Annotated in this window: 14 protein-coding genes; 7 read left to right on the top strand and 7 right to left on the bottom strand. The window is 62.7% G+C overall.

The features are described 5' to 3' along the window. Positions 1 to 178 precede the first annotated feature (178 nt). From GQ651_RS00750 to GQ651_RS00735, 4 genes are all read right to left on the bottom strand, one after another. Positions 179 to 988: an ABC transporter permease subunit gene (locus GQ651_RS00750; protein ID WP_160762306.1), complete on the bottom strand. Its 810-nt coding sequence runs from the start codon at positions 986 to 988 to the stop codon at positions 179 to 181. Beyond that, positions 985 to 1,875 (bottom strand): ABC transporter permease subunit, encoded by an 891-nt coding sequence (locus GQ651_RS00745; protein WP_160762305.1) that lies wholly within the window; start codon positions 1,873 to 1,875, stop codon positions 985 to 987. Before GQ651_RS00745 ends, GQ651_RS00750 begins: the two co-directional genes overlap by 4 nt. A 109-nt stretch (positions 1,876 to 1,984) precedes the next feature. Further along, positions 1,985 to 3,130: an ABC transporter ATP-binding protein gene (locus GQ651_RS00740; protein ID WP_160762304.1), complete on the bottom strand. Its 1,146-nt coding sequence runs from the start codon at positions 3,128 to 3,130 to the stop codon at positions 1,985 to 1,987. A 63-nt stretch (positions 3,131 to 3,193) separates the two neighbouring features. Next, a complete protein-coding gene (locus GQ651_RS00735) occupies positions 3,194 to 4,279 on the bottom strand; it encodes a polyamine ABC transporter substrate-binding protein (protein WP_160762303.1) in 1,086 nt (361 codons plus the stop codon). A gap of 107 nt (positions 4,280 to 4,386) precedes the next feature. Here GQ651_RS00735 and GQ651_RS00730 point away from each other — a divergent pair, with 107 nt between their 5' ends. The 5 genes from GQ651_RS00730 (at position 4,387) to GQ651_RS00710 (ending at position 9,475) form a co-directional block, all read left to right on the top strand. After that, positions 4,387 to 5,070, top strand: coding sequence for a GntR family transcriptional regulator (locus tag GQ651_RS00730; protein WP_319637270.1), 684 nt, complete (start codon positions 4,387 to 4,389; stop codon positions 5,068 to 5,070). A 56-nt stretch (positions 5,071 to 5,126) separates the two neighbouring features. Continuing rightward, entirely contained in the window at positions 5,127 to 6,524 is a 1,398-nt protein-coding gene (locus tag GQ651_RS00725) for an aspartate aminotransferase family protein (protein WP_160762302.1), read from the top strand. A 237-nt stretch (positions 6,525 to 6,761) separates the two neighbouring features. Further along, positions 6,762 to 7,736 carry an SDR family oxidoreductase gene (locus tag GQ651_RS00720; RefSeq protein WP_160762301.1) on the top strand — a complete coding sequence of 325 codons (975 nt, stop codon included), beginning with the start codon at positions 6,762 to 6,764 and terminating at the stop codon, positions 7,734 to 7,736. A gap of 90 nt (positions 7,737 to 7,826) precedes the next feature. Then, complete coding sequence (locus GQ651_RS00715) at positions 7,827 to 8,666, top strand: methylated-DNA--[protein]-cysteine S-methyltransferase (protein ID WP_160762300.1); 840 nt, start codon at positions 7,827 to 7,829, stop codon at positions 8,664 to 8,666. Positions 8,667 to 8,812: 146 nt separating this feature from the next. After that, entirely contained in the window at positions 8,813 to 9,475 is a 663-nt protein-coding gene (locus GQ651_RS00710) for an OmpA family protein (RefSeq protein WP_160762299.1), read from the top strand. Between the two features lie 93 nt (positions 9,476 to 9,568). On the opposite strand, the gene leuB is transcribed toward GQ651_RS00710, so the two are convergent. Next, a complete protein-coding gene (gene leuB / locus GQ651_RS00705; protein ID WP_160762298.1) occupies positions 9,569 to 10,675 on the bottom strand; it encodes a 3-isopropylmalate dehydrogenase in 1,107 nt (368 codons plus the stop codon). A gap of 206 nt (positions 10,676 to 10,881) precedes the next feature. Between leuB and GQ651_RS00700 the strand changes: the two genes are divergently transcribed. After that, entirely contained in the window at positions 10,882 to 11,745 is an 864-nt protein-coding gene (locus GQ651_RS00700; RefSeq protein WP_160762297.1) for a Rossmann-fold NAD(P)-binding domain-containing protein, read from the top strand. Here GQ651_RS00700 and GQ651_RS00695 read toward each other — a convergent pair. Together GQ651_RS00695 and GQ651_RS00690 are read right to left on the bottom strand one after the other, a co-directional pair. Next, positions 11,629 to 12,696 carry an endonuclease/exonuclease/phosphatase family protein gene (locus GQ651_RS00695; RefSeq protein WP_160762296.1) on the bottom strand — a complete coding sequence of 356 codons (1,068 nt, stop codon included), beginning with the start codon at positions 12,694 to 12,696 and terminating at the stop codon, positions 11,629 to 11,631. The genes GQ651_RS00700 and GQ651_RS00695 overlap by 117 nt on opposite strands. Before the next feature lie 20 nt (positions 12,697 to 12,716). Continuing rightward, the gene (locus GQ651_RS00690) at positions 12,717 to 13,607 is read right to left on the bottom strand and encodes a hypothetical protein (protein WP_227257917.1); all 891 of its coding nucleotides are present in this window, start codon (positions 13,605 to 13,607) and stop codon (positions 12,717 to 12,719) included. 261 nt (positions 13,608 to 13,868) lie between these two features. Between GQ651_RS00690 and GQ651_RS00685 the strand changes: the two genes are divergently transcribed. Next, entirely contained in the window at positions 13,869 to 14,693 is an 825-nt protein-coding gene (locus tag GQ651_RS00685) for a MipA/OmpV family protein (protein WP_160762295.1), read from the top strand. The last annotated feature ends 2 nt before the right edge of the window (positions 14,694 to 14,695 follow it).

Here is a 14,695-nt window from a genome sequence, read left to right as displayed (position 1 = left end):
GGATCGTGCACTGTCGCACCTACGCCGGTATAGGTCCGGCACCGTCTCCGCCCTACTTCTTCGCCTGTTTCGAAATATCCCGGGGGAGGCCGAAGGCCAGGGGCAGAGCCCCCCGCGATTTTCCCCGAAAATCGCCCCTGGCGGCGCGGGCGTCCGCCCGCGGCGCAGAACCTCGCGGTCAGACCGCCGCCTGCTCTTCGCGGATGCGTTTCGTTATCGCCCGCTTCGAGATCAGCGAAGCCGAAATCACACCCACCGTGACGATCCCGATGATGATGGTGGACAACGCGTTGATCTCGGGGCTGACCCCAAGGCGCACTGACGAAAATATCTTGATGGGCAGCGTCGTGGCCGAGGGACCTGCAGTGAAACTCGCAATGACCAGATCGTCGAGCGACAGCGTGAAGGCCAGAAGCCAGCCCGAAATCACGGCCGGCGCGATGATCGGCAGAGTCACCAGCCGAAACGCCTCGAACGGGGTCGCGCCCAGATCCAGCGCCGCTTCTTCCAGCGACTGGTCGAAACTCACCAGCCGCGACGAGACGACGACCGAAACGTAGCACATCGCGAAGGTCGTATGAGCCAGCACGATGGTGACGATACCTCTGTCCAGCCCGATCGCGATGAACAGAAGCAGAAGCGACAGGCCCGTGATCACTTCGGGCATCACCAGAGGGGCATAGATCATGCCGGAAAACAGAGTTCGCCCCATGAACCGACCCTGCCGGACCAGCACATAGGCCGCCATCGTCCCCAGCACCGTCGCGATGGTGGAGGAAAAGAACGCCACCTGCAGCGTCACCCAGGCCGCGTCGATCATCGCCTCGTTCCGGAAGAGCTCTCCATACCACTTGGTCGAGAACCCGGCCCAGACCGTCACCAGACGCGATTCGTTAAAGGAATAGATCACGAGGATCAGCATGGGGATGTAGAGAAAGGCGAAGCCCAGGGTCAGGGACACCACGTTGAAGGCGGACAAGCGTTTCATGAATTCGCCTCCGCCTGTTTCTGCTGGTTCCTCTGGAACAGCACGATGGGCACGATCAGGATCAGAAGCAGGATGATCGCGACCGCCGATGCCACCGGCCAGTCACGGTTCGAAAAGAATTCCTCCCAGAGAACCTTGCCGATCATCAGCGTCTGGCTGCCGCCCAGAAGCGACGGAATCACGAACTCGCCCAGCGCCGGAATGAAGACGAGGAAGCAGCCCGCGATCACGCCCGGTCGGGACAGAGGCACAGTCACAAACCAGAAGGCCTGGTTGCGGGTGCAGCCAAGGTCCTCTGCCGCCTCAAGAAGCGACTCGTCCATCTTTTCCAACGTCGCGTAGACGGGCAGGATCATGAAGGGCAGATAGGTGTAAACAATGCCGACATAGACGGCGATGTTCGTGTTGAGGATGGTCAGAGGCTCGTCCACCAGTCCGATCCACATCAGGAACTGGTTCAGAAAGCCCTCATTCGACAGGATGCCGATCCACGCATAAACTCGGATCAGGAAGGACGTCCAGAACGGCAGGATGACCAGCATCATCAGCGCCGGACGCCACTCGACCGGCGCCCGGGCCATGCCATAGGCAATGGGAAAGCCCACCAAGAGCGTCAGAAGGGTCGAGATTAGCGCGATCTGCAGCGACGACAGATAAGCCTTCCAATAAAGGTCGTCCGTCGTCAGGAATGTGAAGTTCTCGAAATCCAGAGCGGAGAAGAAGTCCCTTATCCCGGCCCATCCTTCCGACAGGTCAAGCGTCGGCGTATACGGCGGGATCGAGAGGGCGATATCGGAGAGCGATATCTTCAGCACGATCAGGAACGGCACGAGGAACAGCAGCAAAAGCCACCCATACGGCACCGCGATCAGAAGCCGCCGCATCATGCGAAACCCCCGACAATTCGACTAAAATTGTGCTTCTTCTTTTCAAAAATACTCCGGGGTGTGGGGCGGAGCCCCACGGGAAAACCGGTGGCTGTCGCTGCCTGCCCGCTCATTCCGGCAGCACCAGACCGGCGGTGTCCGACCATGAAAGCCAGACCTCGTCGTCCCAGGTATAGTCGCGCCGGTCGATCCGACTGACATTGATCATCTCACATTTGATGACCTGCCCGCCGGTGGTCTCGACGTGATAGGTCGAGAGGTTGCCCAGATACCCGATGTCGAGGATCTTGCCCCAGACGCGGTTCGTACGCTCGGTCGGTTCCTCACGCGAGATGTAAAGTTTCTCGGGCCTCACCGCGAAGGTGGCCCTGCCGCCCTTGCTGAGCGACCCGCTCGCCTGCCCGGTGATCGGGTGCTGGCCCTCCGCCCAGTCGAGCGTCGCCCGCCCCTCGTCAATCGACGAGACGCGCCCCTCGATGAGGTTCACGTCCCCGATGAAATCGGCCACGTAGACCGAGTTGGGCTGCTCATAGATCTCGGCCGGCGTCGCTACCTGCATGATCCGACCGTTATCCATGACAGCCACGCGGCTTGCCACGGTCATGGCCTCTTCCTGATCGTGCGTGACGATCACGAAAGTCGTTCCGGTTTTCTCCTGGATGTCCATCAGCTCGAACTGGGTGTCCTGACGGAGCTTCTTGTCAAGCGCGCCCAGAGGCTCATCCAGCAGAAGGAGTTTCGGTGCCTTGGCCAGCGAACGGGCCAGCGCCACGCGCTGCCGCTGACCGCCGGAAATCTGGTGGGGCTTCCGCCGGGCGAAGCGTTCGAGCTGCACCAGCTTCAGCATTTCCTCCACCCGCGCCGCGATCTTGTCCTTGTCCGCACCGTCGCGCCGCAGGCCGAAGGCGATGTTCTCCCAGACCGACAGATGCGGGAACAGCGCGTAGGACTGGAACATCATATTGACCGCGCGCCGGTTCGGGGCCACACCCGCCATGTCCTGTTCGTCGATCGAGATCCTGCCTTCGGTCGGCGTCTCGAACCCTGCCAGCATCCGCATCAGCGTGGTCTTGCCGCAACCCGACGGACCGAGGAGCGCAAAGAACTCGCGGCGGTAGATGTTCAGGTCGATATTGTCGATGGCCGTGAAATCACCGAACCGCTTTGTCACCCCTTCGATGCGGATCAGAGGCACCGCATCAGGGTCGGTCCAGGGTGCGAAGACGGTCTGGTTCGGTGATGGTCTTTCGGCCATGCCTGTCCCCCAAAAGGCAGGAAAGCCCGGGCCACTACGGCCCGGGCTGGTGTTTTCGCCGGATCAGGTGCCCGACTTGATCTTGGTCCACAGACGCGTGACCGTCCGCTGCACGCGCGGCGGATAGGGCGTCGTGGTGAAGAGGTTTTCAAGCGTGGCCTCGTCCGGGTAGATCGCCGGGTCGCCGATGACGTCCTCGACCAGGAACTCTTTCGAAGCTTCGTTGCCATTGGCGTAATAGACGTAGTTCGACGCCTGCGCCATGTTCTGAGCATCCATGATGAAGTTCAGGAACACATGCGCCGCGTCGGGGTTCGGGGCATCGACTGGGATGGCCATCTGGTCGAACCACATCTGCGCGCCTTCCTTGGCGGCGTGGTAAGCGATCTCGACGCCGTTGTCGGCCTCGGCGGCACGGTCGCGCGACTGAAGGATGTCACCGGACCAGCCGACCGCCACACAGATGTCGCCGTTCGCCAGCGCGTTGATGTATTCCGACGAATGGAACTTCTGAATGTAGGGACGGATCGCCATGAAGAGCGGTTCGGTCTTCGCGATCACGTCGGGGTCATGGCTGTTAGGGTCCTCGCCCAGATACTTGAGCGCCATCGGAATCATCTCGGCCGGAGCGTCGAGCATGTGGATGCCGCATTCGCCCAGTTTCGAGATGTTGTCCGGGTTGAAGATCAGCTCCAGCGAGTCGATAGGTGCATCCTCTCCGAGCCGTTCCTGAACGGCGCCGACATTCACACCGATACCCGTGGTCCCCCACATGTAGTTGATCGAGTATTCGTTGCCCGGATCGTACTGATCGGTCCGCGCCTCGACCACGCCCCACATGTTGTCGATGTTGGACAGCTTCGACTTGTCGAGCTTCTGGAATGCGCCAGCCTCGATCTGGCGCTGCAGGAACGTGCCCGACGGCACGACGACGTCATAGCCCGAGCCACCGGCAAGCAGCTTCGTCTCGAGCACCTCGTTCGAGTCAAAGACGTCATAGATCAGGTCGATCCCGGTCTCTTCCTCGAATTTGGTCAAAAGCTCTTCATCGATATAGTCGGACCAGTTGTAGACCCGGACCTCGTCTGCGGTCGCTGCAGTCGCGGCCAGACCGGCGGCAAGCGTCAGCGCAACATATTTCAGGTGCATTTTTCTCTCCCCATTGGAAACTCCCCGAATATTTGATCAGATATCCGGTACAGAACAAGTCAATTCGGATTTCGGCGCATGATGCCGACCATCGGAGGCATGCTGCTGTGAGTGATCAAAGGTCGTTGCAAAGCCAAGTCGTCAAGCTTCCCGAGCATCAGGCGATCTACCTCCAGATCCGTAACATGATCCTTTTCGGAAGTTTAGTGCCGGGGCAAGCGGTAACCATACAAGGCCTTGTCGAAAGCGTCGGCGCGGGCATGACGCCCGTGCGCGAGGCAATTCGCCGCCTGACCGCCGAAGGGGCTTTGGAATCTGGCGACAACCGCCGAATTCACGTGCCCGAGATCACCCGTGACCGCCTCGATCAGATTGCCTTCGCGCGGCTTGCCGTCGAACCGGAGCTTGTACGTCTGGCGCTTCAGCGCATGAGCGACGACACGATCACTCGGCTGACAATTATCGACGAGGCGGTCGACCGCGCCATCGAGGACGGCAATATCGAAGCCTATCTCGAAGCGAATTACCGCTTTCATTTCACGCTCTACGAAGAGGCCAATGCCGAAGTTTTGACCAAGATCGCAACGTCGCTCTGGCTTCAGGTCGGCCCCTCCCTGCGAATCGTTTGCGGACGTTTTGGCACGGCGAACCTGCCCGACATGCATTCCGAAACGCTCGCAGCGCTGCGTGAAGGACACGCGGAACGGGCCGCCGCGGCGATCGCGGACGATATTCGGCAGGGGCTTGGACAGGTACGCCTGACGCTGGGGAAACTTCCGCATTCCGATTGACGCCTTGCAGGGTTTGATCATATTCCGAGGGACACGTTCTGCCATGGAGCGACCTCATGCCAACGATCACGAACCACATGCCGACGGCCGAGCTTCAGGCGCTCGACGCGGCCCATCACATGCACCCGTTCTCGACGCAGGACGGCTTCCGGAAGAAGGGCGCGCGCGTCATCCGCTCGGCAGAAGGCGTCTGGCTGACAGATAGCGAAGGGCACCGGATTCTCGACGGGATGGCGGGGCTCTGGTGCGTGAATATCGGTTATGGCCGCACCGAGCTGGCCGACGTCGCGGCGCGCCAGATGCGCGAGCTGCCCTACTACAACACATTCTTTCAGACGACCCATGTGCCCGCCATAGCCCTGTCGGCGAAACTGGCCGAACTGGCACCGGGAGACCTGAACCACGTCTTCTTCGCCGGAAGCGGCTCCGAGGCGAACGACACCAACCTGCGCATGGTCCGGCACTACTGGTCATCGCTCGGCAAGCCGGAAAAGTCGGTCGTCATAAGCCGGCTGAATGCCTACCACGGCTCGACCCTTGGCGGCGCCTCGCTCGGCGGCATGATCCCGATGCACGAACAGGGCGGACTGCCGATCCCCGACATTCACCATATCGGCCAGCCCAACTGGTGGGCCGAAGGCGGGGACATGACCCCAGAGGAATTCGGCATCGCCCGCGCGCGCGAGCTCGAGGCCGCCATCGAAGAGATCGGCGAGGACCGGATCGCCGCCTTCATCGCCGAGCCGTTTCAGGGCGCAGGCGGCGTGATCATCCCGCCGGACAGCTACTGGCCCGAGATCAAGCGTATCCTCGAAGGACGCGATATCCTTCTGATCGCCGACGAGGTGATCTGCGGCTTCGGTCGGACGGGAAACTGGTTCGGCAGTCAGACCCTTGGCATCCAGCCAGACATCATGACCATCGCGAAGGGTCTGTCCTCGGGGTATCAGCCCATCGGCGGCTCCATCGTGTCGTCAAAGGTCGCCAAGGTTCTGGCCGAAGACGAATTCAACCACGGCTATACCTATTCCGGTCATCCCGTGGCGGCTGCGGTGGCTCTGGAAAACCTGCGGATCATGGAGGAAGAACGGGTCATCGATCATGTCCGTGACGTGGCAGCCCCTTACCTTCGCGAAAAATGGGAAAGCCTCACCGAGCACCCCCTCGTGGGCGAGGCAAAGATCGTCGGTCTGATGGGCTCGATCGCGCTGACCCCCGACAAGGCGAGCCGCGCTGCTTTCGCGGCCCCTGCCGGGACGGCGGGCTTCATCACAAGGGAAAGGTGTTTCGCCAATAACCTGATCATGCGCCATGTCTACGACCGCATGATCATCGCCCCGCCGCTGGTCATCAGACCCGAAGAGATCGACATCCTGATCGAACGCGCCTGGCAATCGCTGGACGAATCCATGGCGCGCCTGAAGGAAGAGGGGCTGCTGAAAGCAGCGGCTTGATAGTCGCAGGTTTTTCTGCCGGCTTTCGCCGACCTGCCGGAGGGGCGCTGCCCCTCCGAACCTCCCCGGAGTATTTTCACCAAGAAGAAGACAATTTGAGTCAAATTTTCGCTTCTTCTGTTCGAAAATACTCTCGGGGGAGCCCGAGGGGGCGGACAGCCCCCTCGGTTTCGCGTGCCGCTTGAGACACTTGGCGCCGCGCCATAAGGTCGGGCGACGGGAAGGGAAGGACGGTCTATGACGGATATCCTGATCATCGGCGGCGGCGGCATGGTTGGCCAGAAGTTCGCGCATTCGCTGGCCTCGGCTCCCTTGTCTGAGGACGACAGGGTCACGCTCTTCGATCGCAGTTTCCCGGACGCCGCTCCCCTGCCGGGCGAGCGTGTTTTGGGCGACATCACGGACAGGACTGCGGTGTCGGCCCTCCTCGCCCGCCGGTTCGACATCATCTACCTGCTCGCTTCGGTCGTGTCGGGAGAAGCGGAACGGGATTTCCGAAAGGGCTACGAAATCAACCTCGGCGGCTTCTGGCATATCATGTCCCGACTGGAGGCCGAGCATGAGGATTCTGGCAACACCTATCGGCCGCGGCTTGTTTTCACCTCTTCCATCGCCGTTTTCGGACCGCCCTATCCCGAGCGGATCGACGACGATTTTCCGCCTGCGCCCGCGACGTCTTACGGCACGCAGAAAGCCGTCTCCGAGCTTTTGATCGCGGACCTGTCGCGACGGGGCATTATCGACGGCCTGTCGCTTCGCCTGCCTACCATCTGCGTGCGGCCCGGTGCGGCCAACCTCGCGGCCTCTTCGTTCTTTTCCGGCATCATCCGCGAGCCATTGAACGGACAGGAAGCGCCGCTGCCGGTGCCCGAGGATATCCGGCACTGGCACGCTTCGCCCCGTTCGGCCGCAGGGTTTCTGCGTCACGCTGCCGGGATCGACTTCGAGCGGGCCGGGCATAGGCGCGCGCTCAACCTGCCGGGCGTCTCATGCACCGTGGGCGAACAGATCGCCGCCCTTCGCGACATTGCAGGGAACGAGATCGCCGCCCTGATCCGGCCTGCCCCGGACCAGACGATCTATCGGATCGTAACGGGCTGGCCGCGGGACTTCGACCCGCAGCTTGCGCGGTCTCTCGGATTCCGCGCCGAGGCGACATTTCACGATATCATCCGCGTCTATCTCGAGGACGATTTCGCCGCACCAGTTTGAAGCTCGCGTCTTTTGCGCAGCTTTCGGGTCGCGGAGACCGGTGGCGTTTTCTACTCCGGGCAGGATCAAGACACTCGGCAGGACTGGCGCATGGACGAAAACGGTTACCACTATCAGCTCATGCGGCGCGCAATCGCCCTGATCGACGCGGAAGACGGGCGCAGCCGTACGCTTGAGGAGATCGCCGAAGAGATGAATCTCAGCCCGGCGCATTTCCAGCGACTTTTCTCGCGATGGGCGGGCGTCTCACCGAAGCGTTATCAGCAATGGCTGGCGCTGGATCACGCCAAGCGTCTCCTGGCCGAGCGGCACACGATGCTGGATACCGCCGATGCTGTGGGCCTGTCCGGATCGGGGAGGCTTCACGACCTTTTTGTCCGGTGGGAGGCGATGAGCCCCGGCGACTATGCCAAGGGCGGGGGCGGTTTGGAAATCTTCTGGGGCTGGATCGAAAGCCCGTTCGGCCCCGCCCTTCTTATGGCCACCGGGAAGGGTATCTGCGGGATCGGCTTCGCGGCAGAGACCGGCGCCGAGGCCACGATGTCGGACATGCTGTCGCGCTGGCCCAAGGCGCATTTCACCGAGGATCCGGTGGCGCTTCAGCCCTATGCCGAACAGGCCTTTCCGAGGGAGCGTTCGAACAACCCGCCCCTGCAGCTTTTCCTGATCGGAGCCCCATTCCAGATCAAGGTCTGGGAGGCACTGATGCGCATCCCTACGGGACATGTCACCACCTATGCCGATATCGCTGACGCCATCGGCAACCCTCGGGCTGTCCGCGCGGTAGGGACCGCAGTAGGGCGGAACCCCATATCATGGCTCATCCCCTGTCACCGGGTTCTCAGAAAGTCCGGCGGGCTTGGCGGATATCACTGGGGCTTGCCGGTCAAGCGCACGATGCTGGCGTGGGAAGCGGCCGAAACGGCCTGATATCGCATAACACGGGCGTGTTCTTGCCTATCGTGGCCGATTGCACCCATCTGTGGGTCGAGATGCTGGCTGAAGGGAACTTTGGGCGCTAGACCCGAGTTTATCGGCCAGTGAACGAATACTAGAACGTCAGGAAGGATGATCTGATGACTTTCACCCGCAAAACCGCCGTTGTCGGCGCCGCCAGCCTGCTGGCATTGACCGCTTGTACCGATCCCGCGAATTACCCCGGCACCGACGGTGACCGGACGCGTCAGGGCGCCATTGCCGGCGCCGCCGTGGGCGCCGTTCTGGGCGGTACGCGCGAGTCGGGCAGCGACCGGCTTCGGAACGCCGCCGTGGGCGCCGCGATCGGCGCCGCTGCCGGCGGCATTATCGGAAACGCGCTCGATGCGCAGGCTGCCGAGCTTCGCAACGATTTCGGCAATGGCGATATCGACGTGATCAACACCGGTTCCGAGCTGATCGTGCGGATGCCCGAGGCGATCCTTTTCGCCACCGACTCGGCGACGCTGAACCCGCAGCTTCGCTCGGACCTGTTCGTTCTGTCCGAAAGCCTGAACAAGTACCCGAACTCGGTCGTGACCGTGACCGGCCACACCGACAACACCGGGTCGGCCGCTTACAACCAGGACCTCAGCGAGCGCCGCGCAATGTCGGTCGCCTCGGTCCTGCGCTCGGGCGGTGTCTCGGCGGGTCGTCTGAACGTCGTCGGTGCTGGCGAAAGCCGTCCCATCGCGACGAACCAGACCGCTGCGGGCCGCGCACAGAACCGTCGCGTGGACATTACGATCACGCCGACGCGCTAAACGCCGCGCAGGCAGAAAAGAAAACGGGGCTCAAACGAGCCCCGTTTTTTTGTTCAAGTCTTGGGCGCCGCAGCCTTCCGCGGCACGGCTGAGTCAGAGGCTGGCGTCCAGCTTGGCGACAATGGCATCGCCCATCTCGGCAGTCGAGACCGGCTCCCGGCCTTCTTCACCGATCAGATCCGCAGTGCGCAGCCCGTCTGCCAGAACGGCTTCAACCGCCTGCTCCAGACGGTCGGCTTCCGCGCCCTGGTCAAAGCTGTAGCGCAGCGCCATGGCAAAGCTCAGGATACAGGCAATCGGGTTGGCCTTGCCCTGCCCGGCGATATCGGGGGCCGAGCCGTGGACCGGCTCATACAGCGCCTTGGGCCGGCCATTGGCCATGGGCGCACCAAGCGAGGCCGACGGCAGCATCCCGAGCGATCCGGTCAGCATCGCGGCGAGGTCGGACAGAAGGTCACCGAAGAGATTGTCGGTCACGATCACGTCGAACTGCTTGGGCCAGCGGGTAAGCTGCATCGCACCCGCGTCGGCATACATGTGGGAAAGCTCGACATCCGGGTATTCGGCGTCGTGGATCTCCTGCACGACATCACGCCAGAGCACGCCCGACTCCATGACGTTGGCCTTCTCCATCGAGCAGACCTTGTTGTTCCGTTTCCGCGCCAGTTCGAAGGCCGAGCGCGCGACGCGCGCGATCTCGCTTTCGGTATAACGCTGCGTGTTGATCCCGACCCGCTCGTTGCCTTCCTTGATGATGCCGCGCGGCTCACCGAAATAGACGCCCGAGGTCAGCTCGCGAATGATCATGATGTCGAGGCCGCCAACCACGTCCGCCTTCAGCGACGAAAAATCGGCCAGAGCGTCGAAACACTGTGCGGGGCGAAGGTTGGCGTAGAGATCCATCTCCTTGCGCAGGCGGAGCAGGCCCCGTTCGGGCTTCACGCTGAAGTCGAGCTTGTCATATTTCGGGCCACCGACGGCACCGAGCAGAACCGCATCGACCTCTTGCGCCTTGGCCATGGTCTCGTCGGTCAGAGGCGTGCCATGGGCGTCATAGGCGCAGCCGCCGACAAGGTCCTCGGACACGTCGAAGACCATTCCCCGCTTGGCGCCGTACCAGTCGATGATCTTGCGCACCTCGGCCATGACTTCGGGGCCGATGCCGTCACCCGGCAGGATGAGAAGGGAAGGATTGGTCATGTCAGGGTCACTCCGCAGGATTTTGCGAGCGGCGTAGCCCGCCCCTGCCGGAGGGTCAAGCACACCCCTTGCCGACCGGCGTCATGGCCGTCGGGCGGTCGGCCCGATGAGCCATTCAAATCTGAATAACCCAAGTTCGAATTTCGCCAATTCCAAAGAACAGGACAGGCGCGGATAGTCCGCCCGGCACAACGAAGGAGGCCGACATGTCCGGCACGGTTCTGATCCTTGGAGCGACGGGGCGCTTTGGCCGTCATGCCGCGGAGGCGTTCTGGAACGCCGGCTGGCGCGTCCGTGTCTTCGACCGGGCGGAGGGCGATCTGGTCAATGCGGCTATGGGCGCGGATGTGATCGTAAACGCATGGAACTCGGCTCATGACCGGTGGGAGGACGACCTTCCCCATTTGACCCAACGGGTGATTGACGCGGCGCAAGCGAGCGGCGCGACCGTGCTGATCCCAAGTCATCTGAACCCCGCCCGGCACCGGCTGGAGCGCGTCCGGATCGGGATGGAAGACACGTATCGCCGGTCCGGCGTCAGGACGATTATCCTCCGCTCAGGCGATTTCATCGACACCGAGCCCACCGGCACGCGGTTCGACCGTGTCGCTGCGGCAAAGCTCCACCAGGGTGTCGTGATCCGACCGGACCGAGCCGACGCCGCACACCACTGGGCTTACCTGCCCGATCTCGCGCGCGCCGCTGTCGCATTGGCCGAGCGGCGCGAATTTCTCGAGCGCTTCGAGGACGTGAGCTTTACGGGCTACGCGCTGACCTTCGATAAGCTGACCGAGCTTCTCTCCTCCGCCAGCGGCCGCACCCTCCGGCAGAGGGCGTTTCCAGGGTGGGCGGTTCTGCCCATGCTGCCGGTCTGGAATACGGGACGCCATCTGTTTGGGGGACGGTCTCCCAGATCGATGCCCCGTCGGATCGACGGCAGCCGCTTCGACGCGCTAGTCCCCGGCTTTCGCCAGACCCCGCCGCTGATCGCCATCGCCGCCGCCATCCGTCACCAGATCGATCCAGACAACGCGGTGGCGCGAGGCACGCTCGACCTCGCTGCTCAATAGCGCATCGGGCGGGGGCCAGAAGACACCGGCTGCCGACACCTTCAGATCGATGGAAGGCAGCAGGAGGTCAGTGCGCAGATTGCCGGGCCGGTTCGCGCCGTCGGGCCAGTCGACGGTGTCGAGGGCTGCGTCACCACGCTGTCTCAGGTTAGCGCCGCCGTCACGTTCCGAAGCGAGGACTGCGCCGACGCTTCCCGGTCGGGGATCGCGGAAGGCCGGATCATTCAGCAAGGCAGCCATCGCCTCAACTCGCCCCTCGCCATCGACAGGATCGAGATTGGTTAAGCCGGCAAGGATGACCGGCCCAACCGCCTCTTTGGCCATCAGGTGCGCCAGCCGCGTCTCATCATGGTTGCGCCGTCCGTTTCGGTCTTTCGGACCGTCGAAAACCGGCGGCGTGGCGTGCCAGACGACAAGGCTCAGGGTCTGCCCGCCGCCTATGTCGATAGGTACCGTCCAATGCGCGGTTGTCGAAAGCGCCATCTCGCCGCTGACGGCATCGGGGGCCAGATGATCGGGCAACTGTCCCCAAGGCATCGCAGTCCGATCCTGTACGCCACCCCTAAGGATCGCCCGGCGGCTGAGCACCGCCAGTCCGCCCGCACCGGCGAAAGCGGCAAAGCCGGTCTCGTCGCCAGCGCCGCCAATGCGTCCGTCCCCGTCGAGGTCCAGCCCGCTCGGGCGGCCCCGGTTCGGCGGCAGGGCGAAGCGGTAGACGTAGCGCGGCAGCCGGTCTGCAAGTGCGCCGAGTGCCAGCCCCCGGTGATCGTAGTCGATGCCGGACAGAACCAGAATGTCGGCATCCACGTGCCGCAGAACGGCTAGGGCCGCCCGAACCTGATCGTCGTCGTCCTTCAGGATGTCCCGAAGCAGAAGCCCCGGCCCGTCCCGATCGAGTTCGGTGTGAAAGAGGGCTACGCGCAGGGTCTCGGCACGAAGCGGGGCGGCCATGGCGCAGAGCGCGGCAAGGGTCAGACCGGCAAAAGCCCCTCTGACGCGTCGTCCTTTTCGCGTTCGCTCCGGCGTTTCTCGGTGATCATGGCCGCGATGCGGCCCATGGCAATACCACGCATGAAGAGAGAAGCAGGAAGAAAGGCCCAAGCCGACACCGTCCAGATCAGCGTATGCGGATTCTCCAACGACACCGATCCGAAGAGCGATGTCGCGGATTTCACCACGGCTGGTGTCAGGAATGGCAGCAAAAACCCTAATGCAACGTTAAAGCGGGCGTCCCGCTCGAGCCGCTCGACAACGTCGCCGCCTGCGGTCGGGTCGAAGGTGGGCAGGTTGACCCAGACGTTGAAGGCCCCGTTTCTGAGCGGCCAACGGCGGATGCGCTGCAGAATCAGGAAGACCGCGAGGGTCACGAGTGAAATCAGATAGGCCATGCCGGCGGCGTTGCGGACCAGTTCCACGTGCTGAACGGGCGCGTCGGGGGGCAGCATCAGAACGACAAGCCGCACAGGCGAATAGGGAAAGTCGATTACCCGTCCGACAGTCGCTCCGATCGCGTTGACCACGTCGGTCACGTCACTGGGCAGAACCTGCCCCCGGACCATGAGGGCCAGCGTGCAGAGCGTGATCGCCAGCGAGGCGAAGCGGATGCGGTTGAAGGGCGGCGCGTCGCGGAACTCGACGAGGCCGGGATAGGACGAGGCGTATTCGAAGAAGGTCAGGCTGGCGCCGAAAATGGCGATCAGCGCGACGATCTGGGCAGTGTCGGAATTGAAGCCAGGCAGGATCAGAGAGGGCAACGCCAGAACCGCGACCACGAGGATCGCGCGAATGAACGCTCCTATCAGACGAAAGATCACCGGCTCACCCTCAACGGGGGCGCTGTGATCCGCTCTTGCGGTCGCCATGCTTTGTTTCTTTCCCGCCGATTGTGGCGGTCTGCCTCAATTTTGCCCAAATTCTGCCTTCTTTCGGTCAGCCCAGCAATAACGGGTTAACCATCCTGAAGATTCTGGGCTTTTTCGTGGTGGGATTGGTGCGACAATGCATCATTTCGGCAACAAAAGCGCGTCAAATCAAGCATTTTCCCAACATCTTGCGTACTGGGTCGCGCGCACCGCAAGAGGCTTGGCATTGATCATCGGCACTGTCGCAATAGCTCCACGGCCATGGGTTTGATGATCCTTTTCCTGCTCCCAGCTGTCTCGTCTCTGTCTCCGGCACATGCCGGGGATGCACCCACCCTGCCCCTTTGGGAGCTTGGCGTCGGCGCGACCGCGCGCGTCGCACCGGATTATCCGGGTGCGTCCGAATACAACCCCGGCGGCACGGTGTTCCCTTTCGTTACGTATCGCGGACGGCTGCTCGAATTCGGGGGCGACCAGACCTTCCGGATCGTTCCCTTCAGGCTGGATCGCGTGGAAATCGGTGTGACCGTCGATGGGTCGTCTGCCGTGGACAGCCGCGACAACGCGCTTCGGGGTGCACTCCCCGACCTTGACGCGCTGGCCGAAATCGGGCCCGAGGTGAATATCGCTCTGAGCGAGCGTTCCGCGATCTTAGGCAATGGCACTGGCCGCTATGAGCTGTCTCTCCAGACGCGTGGGGTGTTCTCACTCGGGGACGGGATCGACCATGTCGGCACGCTGGGACGGCTGGCGCTGAGGTATCGGCAGAACGGCGCGTTGAAGCCCGGTGCCCGCGTCACCGCCGCCATCGGCCCGGTCTTTGCCAGCGAGGGTGTCCACGATTTCTTCTATGCGACTGACAGCTATGACGCGCGTGGCGGCTATCTCGGGACAGAGGCCGATGTCTCGGTCCGCTACCCGCTGAACGACCGTCTGCGGGTGGTGGGCGGCGTGGGTGTCACGCTTCTGAGCGGCGCGGCGAACCGCGCCAGCCCGCTTTTCGATGAAAAGGTAAACGTCTCGGCCCATATCGGCCTGCGCTGGTCGCTCTTTCAGAGCCAGCGCAGGACGACACGGGACCGGTAAAC

Source organism: Kangsaoukella pontilimi (assembly GCF_009830125.1).
Classification (GTDB): Bacteria; Pseudomonadota; Alphaproteobacteria; order Rhodobacterales; family Rhodobacteraceae; genus Kangsaoukella; species Kangsaoukella pontilimi.
This window is presented reverse-complemented; position numbering and strand designations above follow the sequence as displayed.